At 49.6% G+C, this 15,620-nt stretch carries 12 protein-coding genes; 5 read left to right on the forward strand and 7 right to left on the reverse strand.

Features of this window, described 5'->3' with window-relative positions:
- Positions 1-101 precede the first annotated feature (101 nt).
- A complete protein-coding gene (gap, locus tag EZ315_RS02675) occupies positions 102-1,109 on the forward strand; it encodes a type I glyceraldehyde-3-phosphate dehydrogenase (RefSeq protein ID WP_135470387.1) in 1,008 nt (335 codons plus the stop codon).
- A gap of 470 nt (positions 1,110-1,579) precedes the next feature.
- A complete protein-coding gene (gene uvrA / locus EZ315_RS02680; RefSeq protein WP_135470388.1) occupies positions 1,580-4,465 on the forward strand; it encodes an excinuclease ABC subunit UvrA in 2,886 nt (961 codons plus the stop codon).
- 149 nt (positions 4,466-4,614) lie between these two features.
- Here the strand turns inward: uvrA and EZ315_RS02685 are convergent, their stop codons facing one another.
- From EZ315_RS02685 to EZ315_RS16605, 3 genes are all read right to left on the reverse strand, one after another.
- Entirely contained in the window at positions 4,615-5,430 is an 816-nt protein-coding gene (locus EZ315_RS02685; RefSeq protein WP_135470390.1) for a porin family protein, read from the reverse strand.
- A 28-nt stretch (positions 5,431-5,458) separates the two neighbouring features.
- Complete coding sequence (locus EZ315_RS02690) at positions 5,459-6,202, reverse strand: PCMD domain-containing protein (RefSeq protein ID WP_242452478.1); 744 nt, start codon at positions 6,200-6,202, stop codon at positions 5,459-5,461.
- A 65-nt stretch (positions 6,203-6,267) separates the two neighbouring features.
- Positions 6,268-6,594, reverse strand: a complete 327-nt coding sequence (locus EZ315_RS16605) for a hypothetical protein (RefSeq protein ID WP_242452479.1) — start codon at positions 6,592-6,594, stop codon at positions 6,268-6,270.
- A gap of 242 nt (positions 6,595-6,836) precedes the next feature.
- Between EZ315_RS16605 and EZ315_RS02695 the strand changes: the two genes are divergently transcribed.
- Positions 6,837-8,096: a DUF4925 domain-containing protein gene (locus tag EZ315_RS02695; protein ID WP_135470392.1), complete on the forward strand. Its 1,260-nt coding sequence runs from the start codon at positions 6,837-6,839 to the stop codon at positions 8,094-8,096.
- Between the two features lie 158 nt (positions 8,097-8,254).
- The gene (locus EZ315_RS02700) at positions 8,255-9,739 is read left to right on the forward strand and encodes an AMP-binding protein (RefSeq protein WP_135470394.1); all 1,485 of its coding nucleotides are present in this window, start codon (positions 8,255-8,257) and stop codon (positions 9,737-9,739) included.
- A gap of 98 nt (positions 9,740-9,837) precedes the next feature.
- On the opposite strand, the gene upp is transcribed toward EZ315_RS02700, so the two are convergent.
- From upp to ybaK, 4 genes are read right to left on the reverse strand one after another with little or no spacing between them, the layout of a single operon-like run.
- Complete coding sequence (gene upp / locus EZ315_RS02705; RefSeq protein ID WP_135470396.1) at positions 9,838-10,491, reverse strand: uracil phosphoribosyltransferase; 654 nt, start codon at positions 10,489-10,491, stop codon at positions 9,838-9,840.
- Between the two features lie 21 nt (positions 10,492-10,512).
- Complete coding sequence (locus tag EZ315_RS02710; protein WP_135470397.1) at positions 10,513-11,415, reverse strand: TIGR01212 family radical SAM protein; 903 nt, start codon at positions 11,413-11,415, stop codon at positions 10,513-10,515.
- Between the two features lie 26 nt (positions 11,416-11,441).
- Positions 11,442-12,521, reverse strand: coding sequence for a chorismate synthase (aroC, locus tag EZ315_RS02715; RefSeq protein ID WP_370276594.1), 1,080 nt, complete (start codon positions 12,519-12,521; stop codon positions 11,442-11,444).
- A gap of 4 nt (positions 12,522-12,525) precedes the next feature.
- Positions 12,526-13,026, reverse strand: a complete 501-nt coding sequence (ybaK, locus tag EZ315_RS02720; protein WP_135470401.1) for a Cys-tRNA(Pro) deacylase — start codon at positions 13,024-13,026, stop codon at positions 12,526-12,528.
- A gap of 247 nt (positions 13,027-13,273) precedes the next feature.
- Between ybaK and pnp the strand changes: the two genes are divergently transcribed.
- Positions 13,274-15,523: a polyribonucleotide nucleotidyltransferase gene (pnp, locus tag EZ315_RS02725; protein ID WP_135470402.1), complete on the forward strand. Its 2,250-nt coding sequence runs from the start codon at positions 13,274-13,276 to the stop codon at positions 15,521-15,523.
- Positions 15,524-15,620 lie beyond the last annotated feature (97 nt).

Here is a 15,620-nt window from a genome sequence, read left to right on the forward strand (position 1 = left end):
ACGTCCATTGGAAAAATATTTGTAATTTTGTCCCGCTCAAAAAGCGTTTCCAAAGGAATTAATAATCAATTCTAAAAATATATCCAATTTATTTTTAAATTATGACAAAAATAGGTATCAATGGATTTGGCCGCATCGGCCGGTTCGTATTCCGTGCATCCACCAAGCGCGATGACATCGAGGTAGTTGCTATCAACGACCTCCTTCCCGTTGACTACATGGCTTATATGCTCAAGTACGACACCATGCATGGCCAGTTCGACGGAACCGTTGACTACGACCTGGAGAAGAGCCTCCTCATCGTAAACGGCAAGAACATCCGCGTTACCGCCTGCAAGAATCCTGCTGAGATTGCCTGGGGTGCTGTAGGTGCCGAGTACGTAGTAGAATCTACCGGTCTCTTCCTCACCAAAGAGAAGGCTCAGGCTCACATCGAGGCTGGTGCCAAGTATGTGGTTATGTCAGCACCCTCAAAGGACGACACCCCCATGTTCGTTTGCGGTGTTAACGATGACACCTACGCTGGTCAGCAGTTCGTTTCCAACGCTTCTTGCACCACCAACTGTCTTGCTCCTATCGCCAAGGTCCTCAACGACAAGTTTGGCATCACCGACGGTCTCATGACTACCGTTCACTCTACCACCGCTACACAGAAAACTGTTGACGGTCCCTCTATGAAGGACTGGCGTGGTGGCCGTGCCGCTTCCGGCAACATCATCCCCTCATCTACAGGTGCTGCAAAGGCTGTAGGTAAGGTTATCCCCGCCCTCAACGGCAAGCTCACCGGTATGTCAATGCGTGTCCCCACCCTCGACGTATCTGTAGTTGACCTCACCGTTAACCTCGCTAAGCCCGCTACTTACGAGGAAATCTGCGCCGCTATGAAGGAGGCTTCTGAAGGCTCACTCAAGGGTATCCTCGGCTACACTGAGGACGCAGTCGTTTCAAGCGACTTCCTCGGCGATGCCCGCACCTCTATCTTCGACGCTAAGGCAGGTATCCAGCTCACCCCAACTTTCGTTAAGGTTGTCAGCTGGTACGACAATGAGATCGGTTACTCTAACAAGGTTCTCGACCTCATCGCACGCATGAAGAAGGTTAACGGCTAATAAATAGTCCACAGACCATAATTCACACATCCGCCTCGGCTGAAATGAACAGCCGAGGCGGATTTTGTGTTTAGATATGCCACATATTGTGTCAAGCACCGCTATTGTATAAGTCAGTATACCATTGATGATATGATGGCATCACTACTCTTTTAACACACATTTCAAAATCTTACCTCAAAGGGTTGATATGTTAATTTATGCAAATTGTACAATATTTTTAAGCATAAAAATTTGCCATATCCAATATTCTCCCTAACTTTGCATCAGTTTTTCATGGTATTAGATTTAAGGTAAGAAGATTATTCGTCGCGATGACGGATAATTTTTTTATGTACCTGTACCAAATTCCCCGACTCCCACTCTATTATATCATAGAATAGCCTGTTAAATATACTTACCTCTATGGCACACGCTTTGAAATGAGACGAATAATGAGTAACTTTGTATGTTACATCGATTCCTGAGAAATGCAGAACAACGAACAATATATCTCCGTTCAAGGAGCCAAGGTAAACAATCTCAAAGAAATTGACGTTGACATCCCTCGCGGCAGGCTCGTGGTGATAACAGGAGTGTCAGGCTCCGGAAAATCCTCACTTGCGTTCGACACTCTGTATGCCGAAGGGCAGCGCAGATATGTGGAAAGCCTGAGCAGCTATGCCCGCCAGTTCATGGGCAAGATGCCAAAGCCCGAGTGCAAAGCAATCCTCGGACTTCCGCCTGCAATAGCCATAGAGCAGAAGGTCAACACCCGAAACCCTCGAAGCACCGTAGGGACATCCACCGAGATATACGACTACCTGCGACTCCTCTATGGACGCGTAGGGCACACCTACTCACCAGTAAGCGGCGACGAGGTGCGCAAGCACACGGTCAACGATGTGGTGGAGTTTGCCACATCCTACCCTGACGGCACCCGGCTGGCAGTACTCGCTCCGGTGGTACTCCCTGAGGGACGACGGCTCACATCGCAACTCGATGTGTTCCTGAAAGCGGGATACGCCCGAGTGATGCACAACGGCTCCTTCCTCGAACTTGAAGACGTAATAGCCGAAATGAGGGAGGCTGGCGACGATATAGGCCGCTACAATCCCCAGGACTATATGCTCGTAGTGGACAGGCTTGCTGTGTCACATGAAAGCGACGAACTGAGCCGCCTTGCCGACTCAGCTGAGACAGCCTTCTTTGAAGGACGCGACAAGCTAACACTTATGGTATGGCTCCCTGAAGGGGGCACCATGACACGCGAATTCTCAAAGATATTCGAGGCCGACGGCATGCGTTTCGATGAGCCTACCGAGATGATGTTCAACTTCAACAATCCGGTAGGAGCATGTCCCACATGCGAAGGATTCGGACGCGTGCTCGGCATAGATGAACGCCTCGTGGTGCCCAATGCATCTCTCTCCATCTACGACGAAGCTGTTGCCTGCTGGCGCGGAGAAAAAATGGGTGAATGGCGCACAGCATTCATCCACGACTGCCAGCAGTTCGAATTCCCTATCCATACACCATATGCGGAACTCACCCAAGAGCAGAAGCATCTGCTTTGGCACGGACCGACACCCGAACAGGGTAAGAACGCCCGATACATGTATGGCGAATTCCCGAGCATCGACAACTTCTTCAAGATGGTCGACAGCAACCAATATAAGATACAGTATAGGGTGATGCGTGCGCGCTATCAGGGCAAGACCACCTGCCCCGCATGCAACGGTTCACGTCTGCGCCCTGAAGCCTCGTATGTCAAGGTAGGCGGAAAGAGCATCGGAGAACTGGTGAGAATGCCGGTAAGCGATCTGCAGGTTTTCTTCAGCACCCTCTCGCTCTGCGAACAAGATGCCAAGATTGCACGCCGCCTGCTCACCGAGATCAACAACCGCATAGGCTATCTCGTTGAAGTCGGGCTCGGATATCTCACGCTCGACCGCCTTAGCAACACCCTGTCGGGCGGCGAGAGCCAGCGCATCAACCTCGCCACTTCACTTGGAAGCAGTCTTGTAGGCTCGCTCTACATACTCGACGAGCCGTCCATCGGTCTGCACTCGCGTGACACAGGCCGTCTCATCACTGTGCTAAAGAAGCTCCGCGACCTCGGCAACACAGTGGTGGTGGTGGAGCATGACGAGGAGATAATGCGCGAAGCCGACTATCTGATAGACGTAGGTCCGGATGCCGGACGCCTCGGCGGAGAAATCATCTTCCAAGGGGACCCATCAAGCATAGAGGAGCTCACGGAGACACCTGGAGCAGCCATAAGCTACACAGCGCGCTACCTCAGCGGCAGGCTCACCATCCCGGTGCCCGGCACTCGCCGACGCTGGCGCGACTCTATAGTCATAAAGGGTGCGCGTGAACATAACCTCAAGGATGTAGATGTGACATTCCCTCTCGGCGTGATGACTGTGGTCACCGGTGTGAGCGGCTCCGGAAAATCGACTCTTGTGCGCGACGTGCTCTACCGTGCCCTCAACCGCAAGCTCGGCAATCCCGGTGATGCTCCGGCATATCACCGCGAACTCTCGGGCGACATAGCCCGGCTGAGTGCAGTGGAGTTTGTTGACCAGAATCCCATAGGAAAATCCACCCGCTCCAATCCCGCCACCTACCTCAAGGCTTTCGATGAGATACGTAAGCTATTCGCCTCTACACAGGGCGCAAAGCAGATGGGATTCACAGCATCGGATTTCTCCTTCAATTCCGACGGCGGACGCTGCGAGGCATGCAAAGGAGAGGGTGTGATAACAATCGAGATGCAGTTTATGGCCGACATCACCGTTCCATGTGAGGAATGCCATGGCAAGCGTTACCAGAAAGAGATCCTTGAGATAGAGTATCGCAGAAAGAACATATACGATATTCTTGAGATGACGATCAATCAGGCGATAGAATTCTTCGGAGAAACGGATGACACTCAGGAGAAGCGTATCATAAAACGATTGAAGCCGCTTCAGGATGTAGGGCTCGGATACATAAAGATCGGACAGAACTCCTCATCTCTGTCCGGAGGTGAGAATCAGCGCGTAAAACTCGCGTCATTCTTCGCCGATGAGTCAAAACAGCCTACCATGTATATTTTCGACGAGCCTACCACAGGTCTGCATTTCAATGATATAGCCACACTTATGAAATCCTTTGACCGCCTCATCAGTATGGGACACACTGTACTGATAATCGAGCACAACATGGATGTCATAAAGTGTGCCGATCATGTGATAGATATGGGTCCTGAAGGCGGAGATGCCGGAGGCTCATTGGTCATCGCAGGTACTCCCGAGGAGGTTGCATCGTGCCCGGCTTCCTATACAGGAAAATATCTCAAGGAAAAATTATCAGCTGGCAGTGATTTTTAGACCATAGAACCAGAGAGCTATAGACAGGAGAACAGGAGAACTTTTTGGAAGAGAACAATCTATAGAACACCTATAGTTCTATGGTTCTCTGGTCTAAAAAGTTCTCCTGTTCTCCTGTCTATCTTTAGCTCTCTGGTCCTTTGGTCTAATTAGAAAAGGTATCCGAAACCTACATTCAAGTATATAGGATACATTTTGAAACTAATTGTCTTGAATGATGATTCGAATATACCGTTACATCCCCAGGCGAGGTTGGCATTCACGAGCAGATGCTTGTAAGCCGACCAGGACACTCCGCCCTGCATACCCCATTGAAATTTTCTGAGGTCATTGCTGAAGTTGTACGATGCCATCGCATCACCTTCGAACACATATTTGTCGCCGGTTGGATTACCCTCACGAAGATAACCGTCGGACACATAACCGTCAAAATCATTGTCAAACGCATATGACAGATAAGGTCCAAAGTTTACCTTAAGACGACGGTTTACACGATAGACCGCAGTGATAGGCACCACCAACTGCTGAGTATGATACTTGGTCTGTACCTTTCCGGTCCAGTTTCCTTTAAGAATCTTACCGTTTTCAAGAATTTCCATACCATAGTTCTTGACTGTGGCTTTGGTCTCCATTCCTTTGGTCTCAAAACGTATGCCCACTGCGGCACCCCATCTCTTTTCCACATCAAACCATTTTGTGGCAGTTCCACCAATCTGTAAGTTAAGGTTAGGGCTATAGGAGTTGATCTCCCTTATCTCTCCCGGGAGAGGCAGAGGCGCAGCTCCTCCTATATTGGTACCTGCATTGACTTCGAATTCCAACCCGAGTGCGATGATTCTGCCCGTTATGCCATCTCGCGCTTCACTTGGATTATAACCGGGGACAGGCTCTGCCATGGCGTTAACCGAGAATACCGCAAACAGCATGCCTAAAATGGCAAGCTTATGGAATATACTGATTTTCATAACTATATGCTTTTTAGTGTGTCGAGATTCATTTATCTTCCAATGCGCAGGTGATCAGAAGTTCATCCACCATGAGCGTAGAGCCTATGGCTCCGCAGAAATAGTCACCATCCTGGCTTGAACTCATAACTACAGCCATATTATACGCACCGGATTTCAGTTTGAAGTGGTCTATCGATTTCCCTTCACGACATACGAAAGGAACATTGAATGGCACCCATTCATCGCTCGCATGACGGTCAGGAATTTCGGCTGTACCTATAATATTGGGGTTATCTTTTGAAAGTACATTTGTACCATCGAGCCATTGCATAGACTCTGTCACCTCATACATAACAAGATAAAGGTTGAACATATCGGTCTTACCGGAAACAGGCACAAAATTTCCATTTGCATCAGTCTCACAATATGTTTCACCTGGTGTATACTTATAATATCCGCTGAATGCAGACGGCTCATTATAAAATGGTGTTCCGAAATGAGTAGCACCCAATGGATTGCTCACTGCATTTTTGCCATCAAAAGTCCCTATAAACAGATTGCCAGCTGCAATAGGCTTATTCAGATTGGCTCCCCATTTTCCAGTAGATCTGGTAGTAAGCACAACACACTTACCTTTCACACCATTATCCCCTTGATAAGTTGGATATGTGTTGGGGGTCGAAGCTTGAAAAGAAAGTGCAAATGCTGAATTTGCACTTGACCACACAAGAGACACCAACCCATTTGAACCCACTTCATAAAATTCATCGTAGGAACTTAGCCCACCCATTGCTGATATCTGGTGAACATTTTCAAAACCGTAATCAAGATTTATGGTGTTGTTTTTCTGAACTTCTACAGTGTAGGTCTTACTCCATTCTCCATCCTCTGATGTGACAGTATAAGTCTGCGGAAACAGAAAATTAAGAGGCGTACCACTGGGGGGGTAATAGTAGCTCCCGGAGTAAGGATAAATTTTGGTGCAAGCGGTTCAAGCAACGACACATCATTCTTCACTATAAGAGTCACTTTATTATTACCTATTATCGGTTCACGGTTAAGCAGATTGCCATCGAGAGTCACAGCAGTGATGTCACACTCGGCATTGAGCGGCTCATCCTTTATGCACGACACCAGTGAGAGAAGAATCCCTAAGGCAACCGCTAAATTAAGAATTTTCATACGAAATGTAATATATTTATAATCAACTGATTGGTAAATACTGTATAGAAAATACAATTTACTCCAAACTAATTCACAAAAGTATGAAAAAAACTTACATTGACCAATTAATTATCCAAAATAGAGATAAAAATGGTATATTTCGAAAAAATAATTAACAAAATTTTATTACCTTTGTCCCCGAAATTCTCTAAAAGTCTAAATTTTAATAAATTCGTAACCAAATCATTAACACGAACACAATGAAAAAATTCGCTTATTTATTTGCTGTAATCGGCATCGCCTGCATGTTCACAGCATGTAGCAACGACGACGATCCTGCAATGCCCGGAGCAAGCATTCCCGCCAAGACCTATACAGCCGCCGACGGCCTAACCCTGAAACTCGACGGCACAGAAGCTGTCGGTCAGATAGTTTCGTTCACACCTTCCAACGACGGCAAAGCAACACTATCCATAAAAGGTGCACCTCTTGATATCAGCTCAATAATCGGCGGTATGATGGGGGGGAGCAAAGCAGACCAAACTCCAAATCTCACACTTCCCACCTCATCCGTTATCCCCGGATCAGCAGAGGTGACAATACCTGTAGAGCTCACCGGTGATGCCAGCAGCTGCTCATTTGCAGGCTCTACCGAAACCACATACTGCACATTCGCTTATGAGGGAAAGGTATCAGAAGGTGCTCTCGACCTCAACCTCTCTGATATCAAGCTGAAGAACACTTCGATCGCCGGTACTTACGATCTGATGTCAGATGCCCCACTCAGAATCGTATGGGAAGGAGACGATTTCCAATTTGAAGCATATGGTCAAAAAGTCGATTACAGGCTCAGCTACCTAATTCAAATGATGGTAGGAATGGCTCCGATGATTGACATTGATAATGAAAAAGTAACCGTAACACAAGCACTTGCAGCTGTATTAAAGTCTGTCACTTTTGGAGAGGATGGCAGCGTGACTGCTGTATATGCTGACACTGAAACACCCGGACTCCCTGAGGTTACCGCTCCTAAAGGACTTGCTCGTTATGTTATCGACGGAAACAACACAATCAGACTATTCCTTTCCCCGGAAGCTATTATTGCCGCTCAAGCAAGCAAAGCTGACGACAATACAAATGAAGAATCGGAAGCATTTGATCCATCAGTGATTCTCGGGAAGATCAATATCGAGGGTCTGATATCAAAGGTTGTAACCATGCTTTCAGCCGGTATTCCCCTTCATTACGGCGACGTAGTAAATGATGCTGTTGAACCGGACCCCAATGCTGTTTCATTCTACCTCGGCAAAGAAACCATCTTACCTATCCTGAAAGACGTAGCTCCCATATGTGAAGATCCTGAATTAAGAAATCAGATTGTTGATTTAGCAATCTCTCAGGCTGGTGAAATGGGACCATTGGCTCAAATGTTTATGGCTCCCGCTCTTGAGGCATTCCCGAATATCGTCAACAACACAACAACTGAAGTTCAGTTTGGGCTCAATCTGAAAAAACAGTAATGGCATAAGCTTTTACAATCCATACCCCGCGCCCCAGAGTCCAGACTCCGGGGCGCGCTATGTATAGTCACTCTCAAATAAAATTTTAACTAAAATGATTCAAACCGTCAGATTTCATAATGTGTTATTACTGTGAAATGTAATAAGAATATAACACTATGGAACCGACGATTTACTCACGCTTCAAAGAGCTCGTCATATCTGACCCGGATCGTCCAGCAGTCATCGATGAGCGACTATGTGTAAACTATTCAGGACTTGACCGAATGGTCGACACACTCATATCGCGCTTCCCATCATTCATACCTGCACGTGTGGGTGTGGTAATGGACCACAGCGTAGAGATGATAGCCGTTATCATGGCAATCATCAAGGCTGGCGCAGCTTTCGTGCCGGTCGAACCAGACTTCCCACCGGAACGCATGACGCGCTTTCTCACAGAATGCGGCGTCGATTTCGTGGTGACCCATGAGAGATACTCTTCACGTCTGAGAGAATTCTCCCTTTTCATAGTGGGAGACGAGATCATAGTTGACCCCGCCCTGCATCCTCTGCCTGACCGTTGTCGTGCCGACCGCCCTGCATATATCATGTACAGTTCAAGCATGTCAGGCTACCCCATAGGCGTAATGGTCGGCAACCGCCAGGTGGTGGAGATGGCTCAACGCTTCGGCAATACGTTCAACATATCTTCGGATGACGTTCTACTGCAATATTCGGCAAGCATTGTCAATATATTCATCGAAGAGGTGTTCGGCACTCTGCTCAACGGCGCAATGCTCGTGATACCGTCAGCCGAAACACGCAATGATCCCGAAAGGCTCATAAAGTTTGCCGACGAACAATACGTCACCATCATGAGCGGATTCCCATATCTCCTACAGGAGATGAACCACTTCGACTCGCTCCCTGTCACCCTGCGCATGCTCATAAGCGGAGGTGACCAGCTCAGCCCGGCATCAATAGGGCATCTGCTCGAACAGGTCACAGTCTACAATACCTACGGACCGGCAGAGGGAACAGCTTTTACCACCTGTTACTGCTGTAACAACGGTTACGCGCTCCCTTCTGGTCACTACCCCATAGGCAAGCCACTCGAAGGGGTGGAAGTGCTTCTGCTCGACGACTCACTCAGCCCTGTGCCCGACGGAGAGGAGGGTGAGATATGCATCGCAGGATCAGGTGTAGCCGATTCCTTCACTGGCGACCACCGCGCCGAGCAGCTTGCATCCATAGCCCGGCTCTCCGACGGCACCCGAATAGTACGCACAGGCGACATAGGAATGCGCCTTGCCGACGGCAACATCCGCTATATGCGCCGTAAAGAGAGCGAGGTAAGCATCCTCGGAAAACGAGTGGTGACCGGCGAAGTGGAACGCGCACTGCTCGCCACTGGCGAAGTGAACGACTGCGCAGTGGTACACTATCAGGATGAGAAAGGGTCAGCCTATCTGGTAGGATATGTCGTACCCGCCACACGCTCGTTCAGCCTGTCATGGGTGAAGAACCGATTGGCACAGTATCTTCCCGCCTATATGATACCGGAGTTTTTCGTGCTGCTAAAGCAACTACCTGTAACCGCTTCAGGACAAGTCAACACCCTCGCCCTGCCTGTAGTGCTCAAGGATTCAGCAGCAGGATAGAAAAATATATACATAAAACAAGCTCCTGACAGCGACGACCATTCCGGTTCTGCTGTCAGGAGCTTATTTGTTGCCAAATAATTGAAAGGTCAATACTGTCACTCTTTCACACCGTAGGCAAGATCGCCTGCGTCACCAAGACCCGGCACTATATAGGAGTGAGAATTGATCTCGGCATCTATAGCTCCTACCCATACAGTAGTCTTGTCGGCAGGGAATGTAGATTTCACATAGTCAATCGCCGCCTGAGAAGCAATGATCGAAGCAATATGCACATGAGCCGGCTCGCCCTTGGTCAACAGCGCACGGTAAGCAAGCTCCATGGATGATCCGGTGGCAAGCATAGGATCGACAAGCACGAGGGTCTTTCCGTCAAGACGCGGAGATGCGATATATTCGATGAACACATCGAAATTCTCCTTTTCGCGATACTTCCTGTAGGCTGACACAAACGCATTCTGGGCACTGTCAAAGAAGTCCAGGAAACCCTGATGGAAAGGTATGCCGGCACGGAATATAGTGGCAAGCACTACCTTCTCGGCAAGCACATCGCTCTGCATAACGGCAAGAGGAGTGGTTATCTCCTCCTTGACGTAACTCATACGTCTGGAGATCTCATAAGCCATAATGCCGCCTATGCGCTGAAGATTGCGACGAAACCTCAGCATATCCCCCTGAATATTCACGTCACGCAACTCGGTCATATACTGACTGACAAGTGACGGTGTCTCTGCAAAATTTATTATTTCCATAATCCTAAATATTAAATATCTTTATACCCTATCCATTTCACTTCTCATCCTTTTTATCTCCTTGTTGACTATCTCGGTAAACTGATAGTTCTTAAGACCCCAGCGGGGATAGATGAGCAATTCTGGCGGAGACTGCGACACGAATCTTTCTATGGCAATACCGGACCGCAACCGTTTTACTATCCCAGCACACAGCCGGGCATAGCTTTCGGGGGTGAAACGCGGCACATCATACAACCCCTGCTCGACATCGACAGCCATACGGGTGCCGCGTATCAGTTGGAGCTGATGAAATTTCACCACATCTACCGGCAATGCATTCACTGCATCGACCGTGGCAAGCATCATTTCCTCATTCTCACCTGGCAGACCGTTGATGAGATGCAGTCCACATGGGATTCCGGCACAGTGTGTACGTACAACCGCATCCACAGTATCACACCATGAATGGCAACGGTTAATGCGGTCGAGAGTAGTGTCGTGCGACGATTCCGCTCCATACTCGACCATAACCCACGGAAGCTCCCTGAGCCTTTCAAGAAGAATATCGGGCATACAGTCAGGGCGAGTGCCTATTATAACACCGTCCACACCATCCACACTGCATGCCTCATGATACAGGTCCATAAGCCTGTCCACATCAGCTGAGTGAGTGGATGTGTAAGCCTGGAAATAGGCAAGATAACGCATAGAAGGGTACTTGCGGGCAAAGAACTGCTTACCCTCTGCAAGCTGTTCTGCCACACTTCTTAGCGGACGGCAATATTCAGGGCTGAAGGATTGATTGTTGCAATATGTACATCCACCTGTCCCGACTGTGCCGTCACGGTTGGGACAGGTGAATCCGGCATTCACTGACAGTTTCTGCATCTTGCCGTCAAAATGCTCTGCCAGGAAATCAGCAAAATCCTTATAATATTTCATATCCGCAGCACAATACCGAGAGTCTCTTAGATTTTTGCTGCCCGGTTAAGCAATAAAGCATCCAGAATCACCATGGCTGCCATAGCCTCCACCACCGGGACAGCTCTCGGCACCACACACGGATCATGCCTCCCTTTTCCTTTTATCACTACAGGGTTGCCACTGCTATCTATGGTAGGCACATCTCGGATAAGTGTCGCCACCGGCTTGAACGCCACACGAAAATATATGTCCTCGCCATTGGAAATGCCTCCCTGAATGCCTCCCGAACGATTGGTAACGGTATGCACATGACCGTCATCATCTGTGACAAAACAGTCAATGGCTTCACTGCCACGCAGCTCCACACCCTTGAACCCCATGCCGTACTCGAATCCCTTGCTGGCATTTATACTCATCATAGCCTCAGCCAAGCGGGCATTAAGCCTGCCGAACACCGGATCACCAAGCCCGACCGGAACCCCTTTGACAACACAGGTCACCACTCCGCCGATGGTATCACCGGAATGCTTCACATCAAGTATCAGGCGTTCCATCTCCTCAGCAGTCTTTGTGTCAGGACATCTCACAGGATTGCTCTCCACGAGAGAAAGGTCAAGAGACGTGTATGGCTCAGTGACCTCTATGCTTCCCACCTGGGATGTATAGGCTCTGATGGTTATGCCCGACTGCTCCAGAGCCTGACGAGCAAAGGCTCCTGCCACGACCCGGGTCGCAGTCTCACGCGCACTCGACCTCCCGCCTCCGCGATGGTCACGCAGACCGTATTTGACGGTATATGTATAATCGGCATGCGATGGGCGGAACGCATCACGCAGATGGTCATAATCGCCAGAATGCTGGTCGGAGTTACGTATAATGAAACCGATTGGGCATCCTGTGGTCACACCGTCCATCAGACCCGACAGCACCTCGACCGTATCGCTCTCCTTTCGTGCCGTAGTGACAGCCGACTGCCCCGGACGACGACGGTCGAGCTCACGCTGCACCGCTCCAAGGTCAATCCTCACCCTGGCAGGCATACCGTCGATCACACCGCCTACAGCAGTCCCATGGGACTCGCCGAATCCTGTGAAGCAGAATATCTTACCTATAGTATTCATAATTCAATCATTCAAAAAAAGTTGCCACTTCAGCGACCGTCGCACCACAGAACTGCACAAGCTGGCGCGGATCGATCTTCAATTGAAGTCCCCGCACCCCGGCGGACACGTATATGAAATCATAATCCAGCACCGAAGAGTGGAAAAATGTAGGAAAAGGCTTCTTCATCCCTATGGGCGAACATCCGCCACGGATATATCCTGTGAGCGGCAACAGCTCTTTCACATGTATCATCTCGGCTTTCTTGGCTCCCGCCACCTTAGCGGCTTTCTTAAGATCCACCTCCATGTTGCCAGGTATCACACATACGAAATGTCCGGACTTCTCGCCATGGAGCACAAGAGTCTTGAACACACGGTTGATATCCTCGCCAAGCTCCTCCGCCACATGATCAGCAGCAAGATTGTCGGGATCAACTGTGTAAGGTATCAGCTCATACCCTATTCCGGCACGGTCAAGCAGACGCGCTGCATTGGTCTTGGATACTTTGTCTTTTGATGATGCCATATAAGTGATTTGGTTACCTATATGCAAAGATACATAGTAACGAAGTCCGATAAAAGTTAATGATAGTTAAACTCCGACAATGAACGTTTTATGTTTTACGGCAGGTTTTTGATTTATTTAAGTCTTACATAGTTAAATTATTGGGAAATAATTGTTAACTTTGCAAAATCTGTGACAACATAACGGTAATGATTGTCACATTAAGCTGCAAAAACGAAGAAAACACAAAAGCTGAATTAAAAATTTTATGAATCCAATCAAAAAAACCATCGCGCTTCCCGATGGCCGCACTATTACCCTTGAGACGGGTAAGCTCGCCAAGCAAGCCGATGGAGCGGTAGAACTCCGCATGGGCAACACCATGCTTCTCGCTACTGTCTGCTCAGCCAAAGAGGCTGGCGAAGGGGTCGACTTCATGCCCCTGACCGTCGAGTATAAAGAAAAATTCTCGTCCAACGGACGTTTCCCCGGCGGCTTCACCAAGCGTGAAGGCCGTGCCGGCGACTACGAAATCCTGACTTCCCGTCTTGTTGACCGTGCTCTCCGCCCCCTTTTCCCTGACAACTACCACGCCGACACCATCGTGCAGGTCACTATGTACTCTGCAGATGGTCAGGATATGCCCGATGCTCTTGCCGGACTTGCAGCATCTGCCGCCATGGCGGTAAGCGATATCCCCTTCAACGGACCTATCTCGGAAGTGCGTGTAGCACGCGTTGACGGAGAATTCGTGATCAATCCCACATTCGAACAGTGTGACCGTGCCGATATCGAACTTATGGTAGGTGCCACTTACGAGAACATCATGATGGTGGAGGGTGAGATGAACGAAGTGAGCGAGACTGAACTCCTTGACGCTCTCCGTGTGGCTCACGAAGCTATCAAGGTTCAGTGCAAGGCTCAGATGGAACTCGCCGAAGAGGCAGGTGCCACCGTGAAACGCGAATACTGCCACGAGGTCAATGACGAGGATCTCCGCAATGATGTCCGCGAAAAATGCTATGACAAGGCTTACGCAATCGCAAAGGCAGGATGCGCCGACAAGCACTGGCGTCAGGAAAGCTTCGACGCAATATGCGACGAATACATCGAATCACTCCCCGAAGAGGAGCGCGAAGAGAAAGCTCCCCTCGTGAAGCGTTACTACCATGATGTCGAGAAAGAGGCTATGCGCCGTTGCGTTCTCGATGAAGGAATCCGTCTCGACGGCCGTAAGACCAACGAGATTCGCCCCATCTGGTGCGAGACCGACTATATCCCCGGACCTCACGGATCAGCCGTATTCACACGCGGCGAGACACAGTCGCTCGCTACTGTAACCCTCGGCACCAAGCTCGACGAAAAGATTCTCGATGATGTGCTCAACCAGGGCCGCGAGCGTTTCCTCCTCCACTACAACTTCCCCCCCTTCTCCACCGGTGAAGCTCGTGCTCCACGTGGCGTAGGACGTCGTGAGGTAGGCCACGGCAATCTCGCTCACCGCGCGTTAAAGCGTATGTTCCCCGACAATTTCCCTTATGTGTGCCGTATTGTGAGCGACATCCTTGAGAGCAACGGTTCGTCATCAATGGCGACCGTATGCGCCGGTACCCTCTCGCTCCTTGACGCAGGTGTGCAGATGAAGCGTCCTGTAAGCGGTATCGCAATGGGTCTAATATCCGACGGCGAGAAGTATGCAGTGCTCTCTGACATCCTTGGCGACGAGGACCACCTCGGCGACATGGACTTCAAGGTGACAGGTACACGCAAAGGTATCACAGCCACCCAGATGGATATCAAGGTGGACGGTCTGAGCTACGAAATTCTTGAGAAGGCTCTCAACCAGGCCAAGGAAGGACGCCTCCACATACTCGACAAGATCGAGGAGACAATCCCCGCTCCCCGCGAGGACTACAAGCCTCATGTGCCTCGCATTGTCACTATGCTCATACCCAAGGAGCTTATCGGTGCTGTGATAGGCCCGGGCGGAAAGGTGATCCAGGGCATTCAGGAAGCCAGCGGCGCAACCGTAAGCATCGACGAGATCCCCGAAGGCGGCTACATCGAAGTAGCTGCGGCCAACAAGCCTTCAATCGACAAGGCTCTTGAGATGATCAATGCTATAGTAGAGCTTCCCGAAGAGGGCAAGGTCTACTCAGGCAAGGTACGCTCAATCCTCGAATTCGGCGCGTTCGTAGAATTCATGCCTAACCGTGACGGACTCCTGCACATATCGGAAATATCCTGGGACCGTCTTGAGAACATGGAAGCATCCGGGCTCAAAGAGGGTGACGAGGTACAGGTCAAACTCATCGAGATCGACAAAAAGACCGGTAAATACCGCCTGTCGATGCGTGCCCTCCAGCCCAAACCGGAAGGTTACGTAGAGCGCGAGCGTGCACCACGAGGTGACCGCGGACCTCGCCGTGAAGGTGGCGACCGCCGTCCTCGTCGTGAAGGCGACCGCGGACCCCGCCGCGAAGGTGGCGACCGTCCCCGCCGTGAGAACCGCGAATAACAACCGTTCTCTATCTTAGAGAATAGCATAATAAAGGATATGGCATATGGATCAGCTGATCCATATGCCATATCCTTTATTATATACGGCCAAGCTG

This window comes from Duncaniella freteri (assembly GCF_004766125.1).
GTDB lineage: Bacteria > Bacteroidota > Bacteroidia > Bacteroidales > Muribaculaceae > Duncaniella > Duncaniella freteri.

Coding starts and splice junctions, on each gene's coding strand:
- ybaK (WP_135470401.1), bottom strand. CDS start 13,026: ATGGCATCATCAAAAGACAAAGTATCCAAGACCAATGCAGCGCGTCTG.
- EZ315_RS02685 (WP_135470390.1), bottom strand. CDS start 5,430: ATGAAAATCAGTATATTCCATAAGCTTGCCATTTTAGGCATGCTGTTT.
- EZ315_RS16605 (WP_242452479.1), bottom strand. CDS start 6,594: ATGAAAATTCTTAATTTAGCGGTTGCCTTAGGGATTCTTCTCTCACTG.
- EZ315_RS02700 (WP_135470394.1), top strand. CDS start 8,255: ATGGAACCGACGATTTACTCACGCTTCAAAGAGCTCGTCATATCTGAC.
- upp (WP_135470396.1), bottom strand. CDS start 10,491: ATGGAAATAATAAATTTTGCAGAGACACCGTCACTTGTCAGTCAGTAT.
- EZ315_RS02710 (WP_135470397.1), bottom strand. CDS start 11,415: ATGAAATATTATAAGGATTTTGCTGATTTCCTGGCAGAGCATTTTGAC.
- pnp (WP_135470402.1), top strand. CDS start 13,274: ATGAATCCAATCAAAAAAACCATCGCGCTTCCCGATGGCCGCACTATT.
- EZ315_RS02695 (WP_135470392.1), top strand. CDS start 6,837: ATGAAAAAATTCGCTTATTTATTTGCTGTAATCGGCATCGCCTGCATG.
- gap (WP_135470387.1), top strand. CDS start 102: ATGACAAAAATAGGTATCAATGGATTTGGCCGCATCGGCCGGTTCGTA.
- uvrA (WP_135470388.1), top strand. CDS start 1,580: ATGCAGAACAACGAACAATATATCTCCGTTCAAGGAGCCAAGGTAAAC.
- EZ315_RS02690 (WP_242452478.1), bottom strand. CDS start 6,202: ATGGGTGGGCTAAGTTCCTACGATGAATTTTATGAAGTGGGTTCAAAT.